This is a genomic window from Pseudomonas sp. MWU12-2345 (assembly GCF_023242385.1).
Classification (GTDB): Bacteria; Pseudomonadota; Gammaproteobacteria; order Pseudomonadales; family Pseudomonadaceae; genus Aquipseudomonas; species Aquipseudomonas gingeri_D.
On sequence record NZ_JALLJA010000001.1, the window covers coordinates 618,434 to 636,575 of the forward strand.

Below are 18,142 nucleotides of genomic sequence, written 5' to 3' on the forward strand. Positions count from 1 at the left end.
ATAGTATCCCTTTGCAGAGTTCCCCAGCAGGTTCGGAAAATACCCATCCGTGGGAATACCGCCAGCAGTCCTTCGAAGCCCATCGCTTTCAGGCGTGCGTTATCCAGGTGGATCCGTGGCGGGTCACGACATCAGTTACTGCACCAACTGATTGATCTCGATGATCGGCAGCAACACCGCCATCACGATCAGCAGCACCACCGCCCCCATCACCACGATCATCAGCGGTTCGAGCAGCGCGGTCATGCCCATGGCCCGCCGCTCGATATCCCGCGACAGGGTCTGCGCCGCCCGCTCCAGCATCGGCGGCAACGAGCCGGTCTTCTCCCCGCTGGCGATCAGATGGATCAGCACCGGCGGAAACACCTTCTCCACCTTCAACGCCGCCGCCAGGTTCACCCCTTCACGGACCCGCGCCGTGGCCTCGGTCACGCTCAGGCTCAAACGATCATTGGACACCGTCTGCCGCGCCGCCTCCAGGGCCCGCAACAACGGCACCCCGGCACCGCCGAGAATCGCCAGGGTCGAGGCAAATCGCGCGGTGTTCAGTCCCAGCACAAAGCGGCCGATCAGCGGCAGACGCAAGATCCGACTGTGCCAGCCCAGCCGCGCCGCCGGATTGCGCAAATACAAGCGCCAGCCCCACAAACCGCCCACCAGGACGCCAAAACACAACCAGCCCCAGGCGCGGATAAAGTCACTGGCATTGAGCATCGCCACCGTCAGCCCCGGCAGATCCTGGCGCGCCTGGGAAAAAGCGCTGACCACCTGGGGCACCACATAACTGAGCAGGAAAATCACAATGGCCACCGACACCAGTCCGACCACTCCCGGATAGATAAACGCAGTGAGAATCTTGCCCCGCAGGTTGTTGCGTTCCTCGATGTAATCCGCCAACCGCTCCATTACCTGGGCCAGGTCGCCGGACTCCTCGCCCGCCGCGATCAGCGCCCGGTAGATATCGGGAAAGTCCCGTGGTCGCTTGGCCAGTGCTTCGGCCAGGCGCATGCCGCCGCGCACATCGGCGCGCACCGCGCTCAGGGTCTGGGCAATGTGCTTGCGCTCGGCCTGCTCCACCGTCGCGCTCAACGCGGCTTCCAGCGGCAGGCTGGCGCCCAGCAGGCTCGCCAGTTGCCGGGTGGCCCAGGCCAGGTCGTTGTCCGACAGTTTGGCGCTGAACATCCCGCTGGCGCTGCCACCGCCCTGGACGCCGTCGGCCTGGACCAGCAAGGCGGTCAACCCGCGACTGCGCAGCAGGCCCATGGCCGCGCCCTGGCTGTCGGCTTCCAGATGGCCGGTTTCGATCTTGCCCAGGGCGTCGGCGGCTTCGAAGCGATAGCGATTCATCAGGCGTCCCGTGTCACGCGAAGGATTTCTTCCGGCGCGGTGGCGCCGCTGCGTACCCAGCGCTCGCCGTCCTCGCGCATGCTCAACATCCCGGCGGCACGGGCGGCCAGGCGCAGGGCCTGCTCGCCGGCACCCTGGTGGATCAGGCTGCGGATATCGTCGTCAATGCAGAACAGCTCGTGGATACCGGTGCGGCCGCTATAGCCAGTGTGATTGCACACGCTGCAGCCCAACGGACGCCAGGTGCCGGGCGCGGCCGGGTCTTCCTGGCGACAGTGCTGGCACAGGCGCCGGACCAGGCGCTGGGCGAGCACGCCGAGCATCGACGAAGCCAGCAGAAACGGTTCCACGCCCATGTCGATCAGGCGGTTGACCGCCGATACCGCGTCATTGGTGTGCAGGGTCGCCAGCACCAGGTGCCCGGTGAGCGAAGCCTGCACGGCAATCTGCGCGGTCTCAAGGTCGCGGATCTCGCCGATCATGATGATGTCCGGGTCCTGGCGCAGGATCGCCCGCAAGGCCAGGGCGAAAGTCATGTCGATCTTGGCATTCACCTGGATCTGGCTGATGCCCGGCAGGTCGTATTCCACCGGGTCCTCGACGGTGAGGATATTGCTGGTACTGGCGTCGAGCCGCGCCAGGGCGGCGTAGAGGCTGGTGGTCTTGCCGCTGCCGGTGGGCCCGGTGACCAGCACGATGCCGTGGGGTTGACGGATCAGATGGTCGAGCCGGAACAGCACATCGGGGTCCATGCCCAGGGTTTCCAGTTGCAGACGCCCGGCCTGCTTGTCCAGCAGGCGCATCACCACCCGTTCGCCATGGCCGGTGGGCACGGTGGAAACGCGGATATCGATAGGGCGACCAGCCACGCGCAGGGCGATGCGACCGTCCTGGGGCAGGCGTTTCTCGGCGATATCCAGCTGCGCCATGATCTTGATCCGCGACACCAGCGCGCCATGCAGTGCCTTGCGCGGCGAGACCACGTCGCGCAGGGTGCCATCGACCCGGTAGCGCACCACCGAATGGGTCTCGAAGGGTTCGATATGGATATCGCTGGCCTCGTCCCGCGCGGCCTGGGTCAGCAAGGCGTTGATCATGCGGATCACCGGGGCGCCGTCCTGGGTGTCGAGCAGATCGGTGATTTCCGGGATGTCCTGCATCAGCCGGTCGAGGTCCACCTCGTTTTCCGCCGCACCGACCACCGCCGCCGCACTGCCGGTGTCGGCATAGGCGCTGGCGAGCAGGCCGTCCAGTTCCTCGTCGCGGACCTGTTCCAGGCGGGCCGGACCGAACTGTCGGCGGACTTCGCTGATGGCCCAGCCCGGGGTCGAGGGACAGGCGGTCAATACCGCCCCATCCTCACCGTCGCGCAGCAACACCCGCTGCGCCTTGGCCCAGGCGTAAGGCAGCGCACTCATGGCTGGGCACGCTCGTTGACCGACAACGGCACCGCGCGAATCGCCGCCCGTGGCGTTTGCGGGGCCGAAGGCGCGGAACCCGGGATCGCCTGGGCCGCATTCGGCAACTGCGGGGCCTGCATATCCGGCATGGCCCAACTGCGATCCGGTTGCAGGCTGCCCTGGGCCCGGCGAATAAAGTCATAACGGTTCAGGGTGATGCTGCGTCCCGCCGCACCGTCGCGAATGATATAGGGCCGCAGGAACACCATCAGGTTGGTCTTGTTGGTCTCGCGCCGCTCATGGCGAAACAGCGCACCGATCCCGGGAATACTCGACAGAAAAGGCACGCCGTCATTGGTCTGGGTATAACCGTCCTGCAACAGGCCACCGAGAACCATGATCTGGCCGTCATCCAGCAGGATGCTGGTGTCGATCGCACGCTTGTTGGTCACCGTGCCGGCCGCCGCCGCCGAAGCCCGGTCGTCCACCGTGCTGACTTCCTGGTAGATATCCAGCTTGACCGTGCCGCCTTCGGAAATCTGCGGCCGCACATTGAGCTTGAGACCGACCTCCTCGCGCTGGATGGTCTGGAACGGGTTGTTGCTGGAGCTGCTGCCGTTGGTAACGTACTGGCCGCTGACAAAGGGAATGGTCTGGCCGACGAAGATGCTCGCCACTTCGTTGTCCAGGGTCAGCAGGTTCGGCGTCGACAGTACGTTGGAGCCGCTCTTGGATTTCAAGGCCCGGGCCAGCACCTTGAGGTCCATGACCTGCCCCACGCCGGGGATATTCACCGATCCCTTGACCAAGCCGAGGCTCAGCCCCTGGGGCAGTACATCAATACTGTTCTTCGCGGTGCTGACCAGATTGGTGCCGCCCAGGTTGACCCCACCGATCACCCCATTGCCGGCCAGGTTGCCGGCTTGCCATTGCACGCCGAACTCATTGGCATCGTCTTCGCTGACTTCGACGATCAGGCTTTCGATCACCACCTGGGCGCGGCGCTGGTCCAGTTGGTCGATGACCTCCCGCAGGTTGCGATACAGCGGGTCCGGCGCGCTGATCAGCAAGGTATTGGTGGTGGCATCGGCCTGGATGGTCACCCCGCCTGCCGAGAAGGCCACGCTCTGGTCCGAGCCCTGATTTGCACCGCCCGCCTGCGAGCCCCCGGCGCGCGCGCCCTGCCCATAGGACGAACCGCCCGTGGTGCCGGTGCCACTGCTTGTGGTGCCGCTGCTGCTCTGCGTGCCGGCCTGGCCGTTCTGGCTGCCGCTGTTGCTGTTCATCCCGCCATTACTGAGCATGGCCCGGGTCGGGTCGCCCTTGCCATCACCGCTGTCGCTTTCCCCGGTGAGCAGCCCGCGCAGGGCCTGGGCCAACTTGCCGGCCTGGGCATTGCGCAGGTACACCACGTGCAGGTTGCTCGGGTTGCTCTGGGCATTGTCCAGCTTGTAGATCAATTCCCGTGCAAGCTGCGTGCGCTCCGGGCTGCCGGAGCGAATGATGATCGAATTGGAACGCGGGTCGCCGAGCACGATGATCTTCTGGGTCGGATCATTGCCGGGGCTGTCCAGCAATTCGGAGACCATGCTGGCGATATCGCTGGCAATGCCGTTCTGGATCGTCACCACATCGGTGTCGATGGCACTGGGGGTGTCGATACTGGCGATCAGCGTGGCGACCCGATCCAGGTTCTGCGCGTAATCGGTGATCACCACGGTGTTATTGCCCGGGTAGGCGTTGATCGGATTGTTCGGCGAGACGATGGGGCGCAGCACCGGGATCAGGTTCACCGCGTTTTCGTATTGCAGGCGGAAGGTCCGGGTCAGCATGCCGCCCTGGGCCGGACGGTCGGCGCTGTAGATCGGCCCACCGAGCAGCTTGGCATCGGCTTCCGGCACCACCTGGCTGACCCCGCCGACATCCACCACGCTGAAACCCTGCATGCGCAAGGCCGCCAGCAACATGTCATAGGCCTGATGGGCCGGTACTTCGCCTTCGGAAACCAGGGTCAGGTTACCCTTGACCCGTGGGTCCACCAGGAACTGTTGCCCGGTGGAACGCGACAAGGCACGGACCACCGCCTGGATATCGGCATCGACGAAATTCAACTGCACCGGCTGGTTGCCCAAGGGGCTGGGCGCCGGACTGCCCTTGGCCGCGCCCCGGCCCGCTGCGGGACTGATCGGCGCACGGGGCTGGCGATGTTGCTGTTCCACCTGGGTCTGGAGCCGCTGCCGATCGGCCACGGCATCGCCATTCTTGACCGTCGAGGCCAGGGGCCGGCCCAACTCGCTTTCCACCAGCAAGGGTGGCTGCGACTCCGGTGGGCTATTGCTGCAGGCACTCAAAGCCATCAACAACCAGGGCGCCGCGGCCTGCCGACAACGCAAGGCCGATAAAGAACCTGACCACTTCATGAAGCTTCCTTAGCGCCAAGCGCCTGATCCATGCGAACGGTTCCGGACAGTTTGCCTGCCGTGTCATCGGGTTCGGTCGTGCCTTTGCGCCGCAAGCGGGCCTCGACCACTTCCAGGGTGAATAAAGGGGGGGTGCCCAGCAGCCAGCCCACCAGGCCATCCGCCGGGACATCGTCGAAGGTCAGTAGCCAGCCGCCGCCGACACCTTGCAATTGGTAATGTCCGGCCAGCCCTCCAGCGTCCAGGCTGCTGCGCAATCCGGCCTCGACATTGCCGGCATTCGGGCCGGCAAGCCCGTGCAGCAGGCCGTCGAGGGTCTGCGCCTGGGTCCGCAACCTGGGCGTTTCCAGGCGCCAGAAGTCGATCTTCTGCAACGGTGGCTGGATCAGCACGAACCACACCAGCAGGCCCGAGACTCCCACCGCCATACCCAGCACCAACTGTCGCTCGCGCGGGGCCAGGCTTTGCCAATACAGACGGGCCTGGCTCGAAAGCTGGCGCCAGCGGTTTCGATAGCGATTGATAAAGGCCTTATTCACTGTCGTTCTCCGCCAGCGGTTGTGGGCCGGTGGTTTTCAGGACCCAACCATCGGCAACGGCCGTCGCTTCCACCCCGGCCTGGGTCAGGCTGAGTTGCCAGGCCTTGTCGCGACCGCCGCCCGGCGTGCCCGGCAGCGGGCTCAGGTGCAGTTCGCCGTGTTCGAAGACCAGGGTTCGCAGGCTGCCGACCATAAAGGGCATGGCACTGCCGGCCTGCTGGACCAACCGGGTAAAACCGCTGTCACCGGGCGCGCCGTTCTCGCGCAAGGCCAATTGCTGACGGGCCTGTTGCAATGGATTGAGGATCATCGGCAAGGCCGGGAATGCCTGCTTGACCCGTTGGGTCATCCAGGCCTTGAGTTGCTGGCCTTGTTCCACCTGGCGAGCGGCATAGAGGTTGAGACCCACGGCCCAGACCGCCACCGCAAGCACCATGCAGGCAACCGCGCGTCCCCAACCACCGGCGTTGCCGGCCATCGGCTGGACCGCACCGTGCAAACCCCAACCCGGCGCCTTGCCAGACCAGGCCCGGTCTTCGGGCAGGCTCTGGACCAGCGCGTTGTCCGGCGCCGCGGCACCGACCCAATGCACCACGCCACCGCTATTGAGCAGCTCCGTCAGTGCCGCGTCGACGGCCGGATGAACCTGGGCCTGGTCCTGGCTGCGGCGCATCAGCAGATGCTCGTCGCGCACCGCCACCACCGGCGCTTGGGTCGCGTCCACCGGCAAGCAGTAGGCCGCCGGGTACAGGCCACGCAACTTGAGCCCGGACTGACGCAGCACAGCGCCCAAGTGCTCCAGCAGCGCCCGTTGCAACCAGGCGACCTGCACCTGCCCTTCGGCATCCCGCGGGCTGTGGACGATATGCATCGACTCGCAACCGCCAAGGATCAGCGCCTGGGCCGCACAGCCCACCGCCGCCTGGATCCTGGCCGGCGGCAGGTTGGGTAATTCGAGACTGGCCAGCAGACTGTCGCGCGGATGCAGGTAACACTCTACGGCGACGCCTTTGTGCACCTGCCCCAACTGCGCCAGGCTGCCGCGGCCCTGGTCGGTCAGCTTGCCCTGGCGATCCAGCCAGGCAAACTCCAGCGAACTGTCCAGGGTCAGCGTCTCCAACGGCGGCAAGGCCAGGCGCAGGGCAGTCATACGCCCACCCGCGACCAGATCACCTGAGGCATCTGCAATTCCTGGCGATATAACAGCACCGCCAGGCTGACCCGGCGGCTGTCGCTGTGTGAACGGGCATTGAGGCGGAACCAGTCGCTGGTGATGCCGACCTTGATATCGCTGACTACCAGCTCGGGCATCCGCAGGCGATTGACGAAATCGCCCCGGTTGATAAACCAGCGTCCGGCATCACGCTCAGACACCAGATTGCGTGCACGCGACAACGACAGCCCCGGCACCTGGGAAGCCAGGACTTCGGCGCTGGCGGTATTGCCGTTGACCCAGGTGTTGGCCGGCAGGATCGTCACATGGGGTGCCAGCAGCGCCAGCACCGCGTCGTCCACACCCGCCAGGGCGCCGAGGTCATCCAGGCTGTGCAACATCGGCCGGGTCGCCGGCAGCGGCTTGAGCGCGGTTCCCGGAGAGGTCAGCCGACCGCTGTCAAAGCTGCCCTTGACCGGCGGCGCGACGGGCGCGTTATCCGGCAGCAACGCGTAAGCAGCGGTCACCCGCAGGACAATCCGCTGGCCCACGGCAGGCTTGACGCCGATCGACTCGCACAACTGCTGGAAAGCCCGCACCTGATCGGGATCGACCCGGCTGTCGCGGACCAGATTGCGCAGGTTGAACTTGCCCTGCTCGTCTTCCAGGCGCCCGCTGAAGTGCCCGCCGCGCTCGCTCAGGCCGGCGGCGGACAGCGGCTGGGCCCAGGCCTGGTCAAGACGGGTCAAGGGATCGTGCTGGCGGGCATCCCAGAGCAATTGCCGACTCAGCTCCAGGCCGCCGCGCAATAGCCAGGTGCCCTGGACCCGCGACTGCTCGGCTTCGAGGCTACGGGTGAAGACAGTCTGGCGCGCGAGCATGCCGCCGGCGATCACCGCGACCACGGCGGCAATCAGCAAGGCGCTGATAATCGCCATGCCGCGTTGCCCGGCGGCTGTCAGCGAAGGATTGGTCATGGCCCGGACTACAACTGCCAGGAGCCGATATCAGCATCGGTGCCTTCGCCGCCCGGCTTGCCGTCGGCGCCCAGGGAGAACACATCGACTTCACCGTTGGCCCCGGGGTTGAGGTACTGGTAAGGACGCCCCCACGGATCGTTGGGCAGGCGTTCGAGATAGGAGCGCCAGGTGCTGTCCTTGGCATTCGCCGGGCGCTCGGCCAGGACCTTCAGGCCCTGGTTCTGGTTCGGGTAGGTGCCGTGGTCGAGGCGATAGAGCTTGAGGGCCTGCATCAGGCTGCCGATGTCCTGCCGGGCGGCGGTGACCCGGGCCTGGTCGGGGCGGTCGAGAACCTTGGGCACCACAATGGCCGCGAGGATCCCGAGAATGACCACCACGACCATGATCTCGATCAGCGTGAACCCTTTCTGGGCGCCGATCCGCGAGCGGGAACTGATGTGCGCGATATCCATCTCGACATTCCTTGGCTTGATTCGATTCGCCGCGGATTGTTGCAAGAAGATATGTCACCGGTATTGAAAATCCTCGGGAGGAAATACCTGCCGCCCCGTTGCGCGTTTCTACCGCCAGCATTCAGTCTCGCGAGGCCCGGCCAGTCGTTTGGCGAGTGAAATCGCCACAACCTGTATATACAGCATGAATTTTCATCATTGCTTCCCCGCCTTTATCTCCCCGCGACACCTTGCCGGCCAAAGCGACCATCCGTTGCTCGCAAGCCTTGCTTCGCGAAAAACCCTACTGCCATTGGTTTCAATTCGCCCCAACAGTGTGCGAGAGGCGCAGTTTTGGTGCGGCTTTTGGTTACACATTCAAGATTCAACAGCCACTGTCATTTTTTCGCAAGCGACGGGAATCGGGTCTGAAACGCCACTCTCTGGGCGGAATAGCAGTTCTGGCCCGCATATTGCTCATCATGTATATACAGGAACATATAGCCACCTATTCCACCCACCCTCCGCCTTAGGACACTGCCATGCCCGCACCTCTGCAGCTCAAGCCCGGTCAACTCACCCTGGATCAACTGCGCGTCATCTATCAGAAGCAATGCGCGATCGAGCTAGACCCCGCCGCTCGCGAAAACGTCGACGCCAGCACCCGCACGGTGAACGAGATCATCGCCAACCAGCGCACCGTGTACGGCATCAACACCGGCTTCGGCCTGCTGGCCAGGACCTCGATTGCCACCGAGTCGCTGGCCAAGCTGCAACGCAACCTGCTGCTCTCCCACTGCACCGGCACCGGGCCGCTGCTCGATGATGCCAGCGTCGGCCTGATCATGGCATTGAAGGTCGGCTCGCTGGCCCGTGGTTTTTCCGGGATCCGCTGGGAAGTGATCGAAGCGCTGGTCAAGCTCTATCACGCCAAGGTCTATCCGTGCATCCCGTCCCAGGGCTCCGTGGGCGCCTCGGGCGACCTGGCACCGCTGGCCCATATGTCCGCCGTGCTGATCGGCGTTGGTCGCGTGCGCCATGAAGGACGGGAGATGGATGCCGTCGAAGGCCTGGCGATTGCCGGCCTGGAACCCATGGTGCTGGGGCCGAAGGAAGGTCTGGCGCTGATCAACGGCACCCAGGTCTCCACCGCACTGGCGCTGCGCGGGCTGTTTGCCGCCGAGAAGCTGTTCAGCGCCGCCGTGGTGGCCGGCAGCCTGTGCGTGGAAGCCTTGAAAGGCTCGGATGTGCCCTTCGATCCGCGGATCCAGGCGGTACGCGGCCAACCCGGACAAATCGACGTGGCCCAGTTCTATCGTGAACTGCTGGCTGACAGCGAGATTCGCCGATCGCATATCGACTGCGCGCGGGTCCAGGATCCTTACTCGCTGCGCTGCCAGCCACAGGTCATGGGCGCTTGCCTGGATCACCTGCGTTTTGCCGCCGGGGTGTTCCTGCGTGAATCCAACGCGGTTTCGGATAACCCATTGGTGTTCAGCGCCGACGGCGACGTGCTCTCGGGTGGCAACTTCCACGCCGAACCGGTGGCGATGGCCGCAGACGTGCTGGCCCTGGCGATTTCCGAAATCGGTGCCCTGTCCGAACGGCGGATCGCGCAACTGGTCGACCCGGCGCTCTCCGGTCTGCCGGCCTTTCTGGTCCGCGAAGGCGGCCTGAACTCGGGATTCATGATCGCCCAGGTCACCGCCGCGGCCCTCGCCTCGGAGAACAAGACCCTGGCCCACCCGGCCTCGGTGGACAGCCTGCCGACCTCGGCCAACCAGGAAGACCATGTGTCGATGGCGACCTTTGCGGCTCGCCGCTTGCTGGATATGGCCGGCAACAGCAGCGCCGTGGTGGCCATCGAACTGCTCGGTGCCGCCCAGGGCGTCGACCTGCATGCCCCGCTCAAGACCTCGGAAAAACTCGCTGAAGTCCTGGCGATGATTCGCCGCGAGGTCGCGCACTACGACGAAGACCGTTACTTCGCGCCCGATATCGCGGCGGCCAGGAACTGGGTCGAGTCCGCCGCCTTCGAGAGCTGGCTGCCCGCCGCACGTCTGTATGCCTGATTGACACCGGGTTGGCGCAGCCCTGCTGCGCCACTTTCTTCACGCCATAGGGATCGCCATGCGTCGCTACTATTCAGGGCCGGATTTTCACCGGGCACAGAGCATTGCCGAACTGGCCGTCATGGCCCGGCAACGCCTGCCGCATTTCGCCTGGGAATACCTGGAAGGCGGAGCGGAGGAAGAGCTGACGCTACGCCGCAATCGCCAGGCGTTTGCTGATATAGCGCTGTTACCGCGCACCCTGATGCCCTGCTCGGTGACGCAAACCCAGCGCTCGCTGTTCGGGCGAGAGCTGCCGCTGCCCATGGCCATCGGCCCCACCGGCTACAACGCGATGCTTTACCGCGATGCCGATATTCACTTGGCCCGCGCCGCCACGGAGCGCGGCCTGCCCTTTACCTTGAGTACCGTGTCCACCAGTTCCCTGGAGCAACTGGTCACGGCGGTGCCCGAGGTCAATCTCTGGTTCCAGCTCTATTGCCTGCGTGACCCCGCCGTTGGCGCGGACCTGCTGCAACGGGCCGACGCGGTCGGTTGCAGGACCTTGCTGCTGACCAGCGACGCCGTACTGCTGGGCAATCGCGAATGGGATCGGCGCAACTTCGTCCGACCCCGGCAACTGAGCCTGCGCAACAAGCTCGACGTGCTCTGTCATCCCCGCTGGATGGCCCAGGCGCTGTGGCCACGGGGCCTGCCGACCCTGGGCAATATCGAGCGCTATCTGCCGCCCGGACAACGCACCATCGAAGGCGCCGCGCACTTTATCGGCAGCCAGATGGACACCGGTCTCGACTGGGACGCGCTGGCCCGATTGCGCGAGCGCTGGCCCCATCGGCTGCTGCTCAAGGGCGTGCTGCACCCGGCGGATGCCGAAAAAGCCGTGGCGTTGGGACTCGACGGGTTGGTGGTCAGCAACCATGGCGGCCGTCAACTCGACGGGGTTCCCGCCAGCCTCGACTGCCTGCCGGCAATTGCCGCCGTGGCCAAGGGCAAGCTCGCGCTGCTGCTCGACAGCGGTATCCGGCGCGGCAGCGACATTCTCAAAGCCTGTGCACTGGGTGCCGACGCGGTGTTGCTGGGGCGATCTACCCTGTATGGAGTCGCCGTCGGCGGACAGGCAGGCGCCGGCCATGCCCTCGATCTGCTGGCGCAAGAGCTGCGCCTGGCCCTGTCCTTGCTGGGCACTGCGAACCTGAACCAGCTTGATCGTCGTGCCCTGGTCACGACGCCTTCTACCCTTTCCGACCGTGAGTTGAGCCGATGAGCGATTTACCACAAACCCTCGAACTGCTGCGCCAGGCGCTGGGGAATGACGCCGTTGTCACCGGCGCCGATATCAGTCAGCGTCACTACAGCGACTGGACCGGCCATGCGCCGGCCTGTCCCGCCGCGCTGCTGTTGCCACGAACCACGGCGGACGTGGCGAGTGCCTTGCGGATCTGCAATGGCGCCGGACAATCGGTGGTTCCCCAGGGTGGCATGACCGGGCTGGCGGGCGGCGCTGTACCCAGGGCCGACGATATCGCCCTGTCCCTGGAACGCCTGCGCGGCATTGAAGAGATCGACCCGGCCGCCGCCACCATCAGCGTCCTGGCCGGCACCACGCTGGAGGAAATCCAGCAGGCGGCGCTCAACGCAGGTTTTGTCTTCCCCCTGGACCTGGGCGCTCGCGGTTCGTGCCAGATCGGCGGCAATATCGCCACCAATGCCGGTGGCAATGCGGTGATCCGCTACGGCATGACCCGCGACCTGGTACTCGGACTGGAAGTGGTCCTGGCCGATGGCCGGGTGCTCGATCTGCGCAACAAGATGATCAAGAACAACTGCGGTTATGACCTGAAACAGTGCTTTATCGGCAGCGAAGGCACCTTGGGCGTGATTACCCGCGCGGTCCTGAAGCTCGCGCCGCAACCCGGCCAGACCAGCACCCTGCTCTGCGCCCTGCCCGACTACGCCAGCGCGGTCAGCCTGTTGCGGCGGATCCAGCGCAGTGTCGGCACGCCACAGGCCTATGAGCTGATGTGGCAGGACTTCTTCCGCCTCGGGGTGAGCTGGCTGGAAAACGCGACGGCACCGATGTCGCTGGAGCATCCGCTGTATGTGCTGCTGGAGTCCGCCGGTTCCCAGGAGCAGCTGGAAACCTCACTGGAAGAGGCGTTCGCCGCCGGTGAGGTCCTTGATGCGGTTCTCGCCAGCTCCCAGGCCCAGGCCCGGGGACTCTGGAAGATCCGCGAAGCCACCGGTGAGTTTCCTGTCCGCATGACCCCATTGAATTTCGACGTCAGCCTACCCATCGGCCTGATCGGCGACTTCGTCGAGCGTTGCCGCATACGCCTGGAACAGCACTGGCCGGGCAACCACAGTGTGTACTTCGGCCACATCGGTGACAGCAACCTGCACCTGACCCTGGACTGCGCGTCCCTGCCCCAACCCGCGCCGATCCTGGCCATCGAGGAGCTGGTCTACAGCGCGGTCGGCGAACTCGGCGGCTCGGTGTCCGCCGAACATGGCATCGGACTGCTCAAGCGCGAGTTTCTCCATCACTCGGTCGGCCCCGAGGCCCTCGCCGTGATGCGCCAACTCAAGGACTGCTTCGACCCCAACGGCATTCTCAACCCGGGCAAGATTCTCGCCTGAGGGCTGTATATACCGCAATGGCACGTTAACTGCTGTTACCAAGCTGAATCACCGCAGGAACACACACTCAACCTCGCTGCATCCCCTGAAGGAGTGACACCATGCAACTCGATTCTCTATTCAGTAAACGATTCAACGGCCTGTGCCTGGCGCTCACCCTGAGCGTCGCTTCCCTGGCGGCACATGCTGATCAACTGGCGGACGTCAAGAAAGCCGGTGAACTGGTGGTAGGTACCGAGCTGCAATTTGCGCCTTTCGATTTCACCGACAACGGCAAGCAGAAAGGCCTCAACTCCGAGCTGTTCGAGCAGTTGGGCAAGGAACTGGGGGTCAAGGTGAAATTCCTCGACCTGCCGTGGCCAAGCGTATTGCCAGGGCTTGAAGCGAAGAAATTCGACGTGGTCGCCGGCCCGATCATCGTCACCCAGGCCCGTAAAGAGCGTTATCACTTCATGCTGCCGATCGCCGAAGCCACCGTGGCCTTGATGATTGGCGCCAACGACAACAGCATCACCAAGCCGCAAGACATCGCCGGCAAGGCCGTGGGCGCGGGCAAAGGCTCGGCGCAACTCGAGGAACTGAAGACCTTCGCCGCGACGCTGCCGCAGAAGGTCACCATCCGTGAATACGTCGACAACAACCAGGCCTACGCGGACCTGGCGGCCAAGCGCATCGTCGCCGTCGCCAACTCGCTGCCGAACATCTCCTATGTCGCCGCCCAGCGCAGCAATGCCTTCAAAGTGGTCCAGCCACCGTTCGGCAAAACCTCCTACTTCGCCTACCTGGGACGCAAGGATGACGACGCCAACAGCCTGATCGCCGCACTCGATGCCGCCCTGCTGAAAATGCATGGGGACGGGCGCCTGGCGGCCTTGCAGAAAAAGTGGCTGGGTGCCGAGATGAATGTGCCGCAAGCCGACTTCACCCCAACCTGGTAAATCCGCCCGCCCATTGGAGGACCTGATCGCCGGCCAAGCCTGGCCGGCGATCAGCTGAGTTGGAGTCACTGCAATGTTCGATTGGCCTTTATTTTTGCAGAACCTGCCGTTGCTGCTGACCAGCCTGCTGGTGACCCTCGAGGTCTCCACCGCGGCCCTGGTGATCGGCTTTTTCATCGGCATCCTGATCGCCAGCCTGCGCCTGTCGCCGCTGCCGTTGCTCAGGCGCCTGGGGGGCGGCTACATCTTCGTGTTCCGGGGCATTCCGCTGCTGGTGCAATTGCTCTTTGTCTATTACTTCCTGCCACGGGTCGGGCTGCCCAATGTGTCGCCGCTGACGGCCGCGATCATCAGCCTGTCGTTGTGCGCCGGGGCTTATATCGCTGAAATCCTCCGGGGCGGCTTTCTCGCCATCCCCGGTGGTCAGCTGGAAGCGGCCGGGCTGCTGGGCCTGAGTACCCGGCAGATGCTGGTCCGCATCCGTGTGCCGCAAGCCGTGCGCCTGACCCTGCCGGCCCTGGTCAATGAAATGATCCTGCTGATCAAGGCGTCCTCGCTGGTGTCGGTGGTCGGTCTCGCCGACCTGACCCGTACCGCGCAGAACCTGGCGGCCAGCGACTACCTGTTCGTCCAGGACTATCTGATGCTGGCCGGTTTCTATTGCCTGATCAATATCCCACTGGCGTTCTGCGGCGGCCTGTTGGAACGACGCATGAAGGAGCAACAGACATGATCTTCGACTACCGGGTCATTACCGAGCACCTCGACGATATCGCCCAGGGCTTCACGGTCACCCTCGGCACCTGGTCCGCCGGGGTGGTCCTGGGGTTGTTCCTCGGCTTGCTGATTGCCGTGGCCCAATTGTTCGGCAACAACCTGATTCGTGCACCGCTACGGGCGTTTATCGAGGTGATTCGCAGCACGCCGTTTCTGGTCCAGCTGTTCCTGGTCTATTACGGCGGGCCGTCCTTCGGCCTCAGCCTGGACCCTGTTCCCGCCGGGATCCTCGGGCTGGGCATCTATGGCAGCGTGTACTTCGCGGAGATCTTCCGCACCGGCTTCGAGTCGGTGGCCCGTGGCCAACTGGAGGCGGCCGACTGCCTGGGCATCACCCGCTGGCAATGCATCCTGCGCATCCAGTTGCCGCAGATGCTGGTGATCATCCTGCCGGCGCTGGTCAACCTGGTGACCATCCTGTGCAAGGAAACCGCGGTGCTGTCGATCATCACCATCCCGGAGCTGACCATGGTCATGACCGGTATCGGCTCGCAAACCTTCGCCTTCGTCGAAACCCTGCTGGTGCTGTGTATCGGCTATCTGCTGCTGGTGGAGTTCTGTTCACGCCTGGGCATGGTCCTGGAGACCCGGGTCGGCCGCTTTATGAGCAGGCAGCCGCAATGACTATCCAACAACGCCCCCTGCCACCCATTGTCCCGAAACAAGGTGACCCCATGAAGACCTCCGAACAACTCCCCGGCGACTCGCAACCCATGGTGCGCCTGCACAATGTCGGCAAGAGCTTCGGCGCCCTGCGTGTACTCAAGGGGATCGACCTGCAGGTCCGGCATTCCGAAGTGGTGTGCCTGATCGGCCCTTCCGGCTCGGGCAAAAGCACCCTGCTGCGGAGCATGGCCTTTCTCGAAGAGTACGACGAAGGCGAGATTCATATCGAAGGCCAGTTGCTCGGCTATGTGCCGGACAACGGCAAAGGCCGCAAACGCGCGGCACAAGCCCAGATCAATCAGGTCCGGCGCAATGTCGGCATGGTCTTCCAGCAGTTCAACCTGTGGCCGCACATGACCGCGTTGGGCAATGTCAGCGAAGCCCTGCTGCGGGTGCGCAAGCTGCCGGCCGCCGAAGCCCGTAAACGCGCCCTGGCGATGCTCGACAAAGTCGGCCTGGCGCACAAGGCCGATGTCTATCCGATCCAGCTCTCCGGCGGTCAGCAGCAGCGCGTGGCGATTGCCCGGGCGCTGGCCATGGAGCCGCACATCATGCTGTTCGACGAACCGACTTCGGCCCTCGACCCGGAGCTGGTGGGCGAAGTCCTGCAGGTCATGAAGACCCTGGCCAAGGAAGGCATGACCATGGTGGTGGTCACCCATGAGATGGGTTTCGCCGCCCAGGTCGCCGATTCGGTGGTGTTCCTCGACCAGGGTCAGGTGGTGGCCCAGGGCACCCCGCAGCAAATCTTCCACAACACCGAACACCCCCGTCTGCAGCAATTCCTGCAGAACTATCTGGATCGCAATGCGTTCTGGCAAGACAACAAAGAGGCTTCCCCGGTATGAACGCTGCTGAACTGCAACTCCTCGCCCGCCCCCAGGTGCGTGATCTGGCCAGCTACAACGCCGGCCTTGGCACCGAAGCAGTGCGCAAACGTTTCGGGCTGACCCGGGTGGCCAAGCTGGGTAGCAACGAAAATCCCCTGGGCCCGGCACCGGCGGTCGCCGCAGCCATGACCCTGGCCTGTTCCAGCATCGCGCTGTACCCGGATGCCAGCTGCCTGGAACTGCGCGCGGCCCTCAGCGCCAAGCTCGGCGTACCGGGCAATCAGCTGGTGTTCGGCAACGGTTCCGAAGATTTGCTGAGCATCATCAGCCGGGTGTTCCTCGACCATGGCGATGAAGTGGTCACCGTGGTGCCCTCGTTCGGCCTGCACTTTATCTACCCCATCGCCGCCGGGGCCCGGGTAACGGGCGTGCCGATGACCGATGAAGGCCGTTTCGACGTGCCGGCAATGATTCAGGCGCTGACCCCGAAAACCCGTCTTCTGATGTTTTCCTGCCCTTCCAACCCGGTCGGCTGCACCCTCGATGCCGACGAGCTGCAACGCCTGTTGGCGGCACTGCCGGCCCAGTGCCTGCTGGTGTTCGACGAGGCTTATTACGAGTACGCGCAATTCGAAGAGGGTTATCCCGATTGCCTCGGTCTGATCCAGGCCAGCGGCAAGCCCTTTATCCTGCTGCGGACCTTCTCCAAGGCGTATTCCCTGGCCGGTTTGCGGATCGGCTACGGCATCGTCAGCGACCCGATGCTGGCCGACCTGATCGACCGCCTGCGCACGCCATTCAATATCAATCGCGTGGCCCAGGCTGCGGCGATTGCCGCACTGGCGGATGAAGAGCACCTGCAAGCCACCCTCGCCCACGTCGCCCATGAGCGCCGGCATATGGTGATTGCCTTGCAGAACATGGGGCTGGACACCGCGCCGTCGCTGGCCAACTTCCTCTTCTTCAGCACGCCCTATCCCGCTGAAACCATCAACCAGGCCTTGCTGGGCAAGGGCATTATCGTCAAACCCTGGCGTGAAGACGGCTACACAGAGTACTTGCGTGTCTCCATCGGTAGCTGTGAGGATAACGACCTTTTTCTCAAAGCCCTGGCAAGTGTTCTTGCCGCTCAAAAAGATGCGGACTGACCCATGATCAAAAATGCACCGCAAGCCCTCTATCGGCGCGCGAAGGACTTTGTGCAAGACAAGCTGCGCAGCGGCGAATGGAAGCCTGGCGACTTGATCCCCTCGGAAAACCGCCTGGTGCAGGAACTGGGCATTTCGCGCATGACCGTCAACCGGGCCTTGCGCGAGCTGACGGAAGAAGGTCATCTGTTACGCATCTCCGGCGTCGGCACCTTTGTCGCCGAAAGCAAGCCGCAATCGAACCTGCTGCGCATCACCAATATCGCAGATGAAATCATCGCCCGCGGGCACAGCTATTCCTGCCGGGTCCTGCACCTGGGCCGCGAGGCGGCCTCGATGCCGGTGGCCGCCGCGCTGGCGCTGCCTACCGGCTCGTCGGTGTTTCACCTGATCTGCGTGCACAGCGAAGAAGGCGTGCCGGTGCAGTTCGAGGATCGCTATGTCAATCCCGAGCTGGTGCCGGACTTTCTGCAACAGGAGTTCGGTGAACAACTGCAACCGGCACGCTACCTGTTGCAGGTCATTCGTCCCGACGAGATGGAGCATATTGTCGAGGCCGGTCACCCCAGCAGCGACGAAAGCCGGCATATGCAGATCGACGCCCTGGAGCCATGCCTGATCCTGGTACGGCGGACCTGGAGCCAGAACAAGATTGTCACCTACGTTCGCCTGACCCATCCCTCGTCGCGGTATCGCCTCGGCAGCCGCCTGCCAGTGAGTGGCGCCCACAGGGACAGTTAAGGGAAGACCTGTCATCGGCTGAAGGCGAATCAACGGCAAGCCGTTGCGAAAAGCTCGGGAGCT

Annotated in this window: 16 protein-coding genes; 9 read left to right on the top strand and 7 right to left on the bottom strand. The window is 64.2% G+C overall.

The window, feature by feature from the left end:
- Positions 1 to 135 precede the first annotated feature (135 nt).
- From gspF to gspG, 7 genes are read right to left on the bottom strand one after another with little or no spacing between them, the layout of a single operon-like run.
- Entirely contained in the window at positions 136 to 1,347 is a 1,212-nt protein-coding gene (gspF, locus tag M5C71_RS02735; protein ID WP_103499064.1) for a type II secretion system inner membrane protein GspF, read from the bottom strand.
- On the bottom strand, positions 1,347 to 2,765 hold the full coding sequence (gspE, locus tag M5C71_RS02740; protein WP_248767141.1) for a type II secretion system ATPase GspE: 1,419 nt from the start codon (positions 2,763 to 2,765) through the stop codon (positions 1,347 to 1,349). The genes gspF and gspE overlap by 1 nt, the downstream gene beginning before the upstream one ends.
- The gene (gene gspD, locus M5C71_RS02745) at positions 2,762 to 5,167 is read right to left on the bottom strand and encodes a type II secretion system secretin GspD (RefSeq protein ID WP_248767142.1); all 2,406 of its coding nucleotides are present in this window, start codon (positions 5,165 to 5,167) and stop codon (positions 2,762 to 2,764) included. Before gspD ends, gspE begins: the two co-directional genes overlap by 4 nt.
- Entirely contained in the window at positions 5,164 to 5,706 is a 543-nt protein-coding gene (gene gspM, locus M5C71_RS02750) for a type II secretion system protein GspM (protein WP_248767143.1), read from the bottom strand. Before gspM ends, gspD begins: the two co-directional genes overlap by 4 nt.
- Entirely contained in the window at positions 5,699 to 6,856 is a 1,158-nt protein-coding gene (gene gspL / locus M5C71_RS02755; protein WP_248767144.1) for a type II secretion system protein GspL, read from the bottom strand. The genes gspM and gspL overlap by 8 nt, the downstream gene beginning before the upstream one ends.
- Complete coding sequence (gene gspK / locus M5C71_RS02760) at positions 6,853 to 7,836, bottom strand: type II secretion system minor pseudopilin GspK (RefSeq protein WP_248767145.1); 984 nt, start codon at positions 7,834 to 7,836, stop codon at positions 6,853 to 6,855. Before gspK ends, gspL begins: the two co-directional genes overlap by 4 nt.
- A gap of 8 nt (positions 7,837 to 7,844) precedes the next feature.
- A complete protein-coding gene (gene gspG, locus M5C71_RS02765; protein ID WP_103497932.1) occupies positions 7,845 to 8,291 on the bottom strand; it encodes a type II secretion system major pseudopilin GspG in 447 nt (148 codons plus the stop codon).
- A gap of 521 nt (positions 8,292 to 8,812) precedes the next feature.
- On the opposite strand from gspG, the gene hutH reads away from it, so the two are divergent.
- From hutH to hutC, 9 genes are all read left to right on the top strand, one after another.
- Complete coding sequence (gene hutH / locus M5C71_RS02770) at positions 8,813 to 10,342, top strand: histidine ammonia-lyase (protein WP_248767146.1); 1,530 nt, start codon at positions 8,813 to 8,815, stop codon at positions 10,340 to 10,342.
- 58 nt (positions 10,343 to 10,400) lie between these two features.
- Complete coding sequence (locus M5C71_RS02775; RefSeq protein ID WP_248767147.1) at positions 10,401 to 11,606, top strand: alpha-hydroxy acid oxidase; 1,206 nt, start codon at positions 10,401 to 10,403, stop codon at positions 11,604 to 11,606.
- Positions 11,603 to 12,979, top strand: a complete 1,377-nt coding sequence (locus tag M5C71_RS02780) for an FAD-binding oxidoreductase (protein WP_248767148.1) — start codon at positions 11,603 to 11,605, stop codon at positions 12,977 to 12,979. The genes M5C71_RS02775 and M5C71_RS02780 overlap by 4 nt, the downstream gene beginning before the upstream one ends.
- Positions 12,980 to 13,080: 101 nt before the next feature.
- Positions 13,081 to 13,917, top strand: coding sequence for a transporter substrate-binding domain-containing protein (locus tag M5C71_RS02785; protein ID WP_248767149.1), 837 nt, complete (start codon positions 13,081 to 13,083; stop codon positions 13,915 to 13,917).
- 73 nt (positions 13,918 to 13,990) lie between these two features.
- Positions 13,991 to 14,650: an amino acid ABC transporter permease gene (locus M5C71_RS02790; protein ID WP_103497936.1), complete on the top strand. Its 660-nt coding sequence runs from the start codon at positions 13,991 to 13,993 to the stop codon at positions 14,648 to 14,650.
- Positions 14,647 to 15,318 carry an amino acid ABC transporter permease gene (locus M5C71_RS02795; RefSeq protein WP_103497937.1) on the top strand — a complete coding sequence of 224 codons (672 nt, stop codon included), beginning with the start codon at positions 14,647 to 14,649 and terminating at the stop codon, positions 15,316 to 15,318. The genes M5C71_RS02790 and M5C71_RS02795 overlap by 4 nt, the downstream gene beginning before the upstream one ends.
- A 50-nt stretch (positions 15,319 to 15,368) precedes the next feature.
- Positions 15,369 to 16,208 carry an amino acid ABC transporter ATP-binding protein gene (locus M5C71_RS02800; protein ID WP_283093899.1) on the top strand — a complete coding sequence of 280 codons (840 nt, stop codon included), beginning with the start codon at positions 15,369 to 15,371 and terminating at the stop codon, positions 16,206 to 16,208.
- Positions 16,205 to 17,338, top strand: a complete 1,134-nt coding sequence (gene hisC, locus M5C71_RS02805) for a histidinol-phosphate transaminase (protein ID WP_248767150.1) — start codon at positions 16,205 to 16,207, stop codon at positions 17,336 to 17,338. The genes M5C71_RS02800 and hisC overlap by 4 nt, the downstream gene beginning before the upstream one ends.
- A 3-nt stretch (positions 17,339 to 17,341) precedes the next feature.
- Positions 17,342 to 18,079 carry a histidine utilization repressor gene (hutC, locus tag M5C71_RS02810; RefSeq protein WP_100941096.1) on the top strand — a complete coding sequence of 246 codons (738 nt, stop codon included), beginning with the start codon at positions 17,342 to 17,344 and terminating at the stop codon, positions 18,077 to 18,079.
- Positions 18,080 to 18,142: the final 63 nt, after the last annotated feature.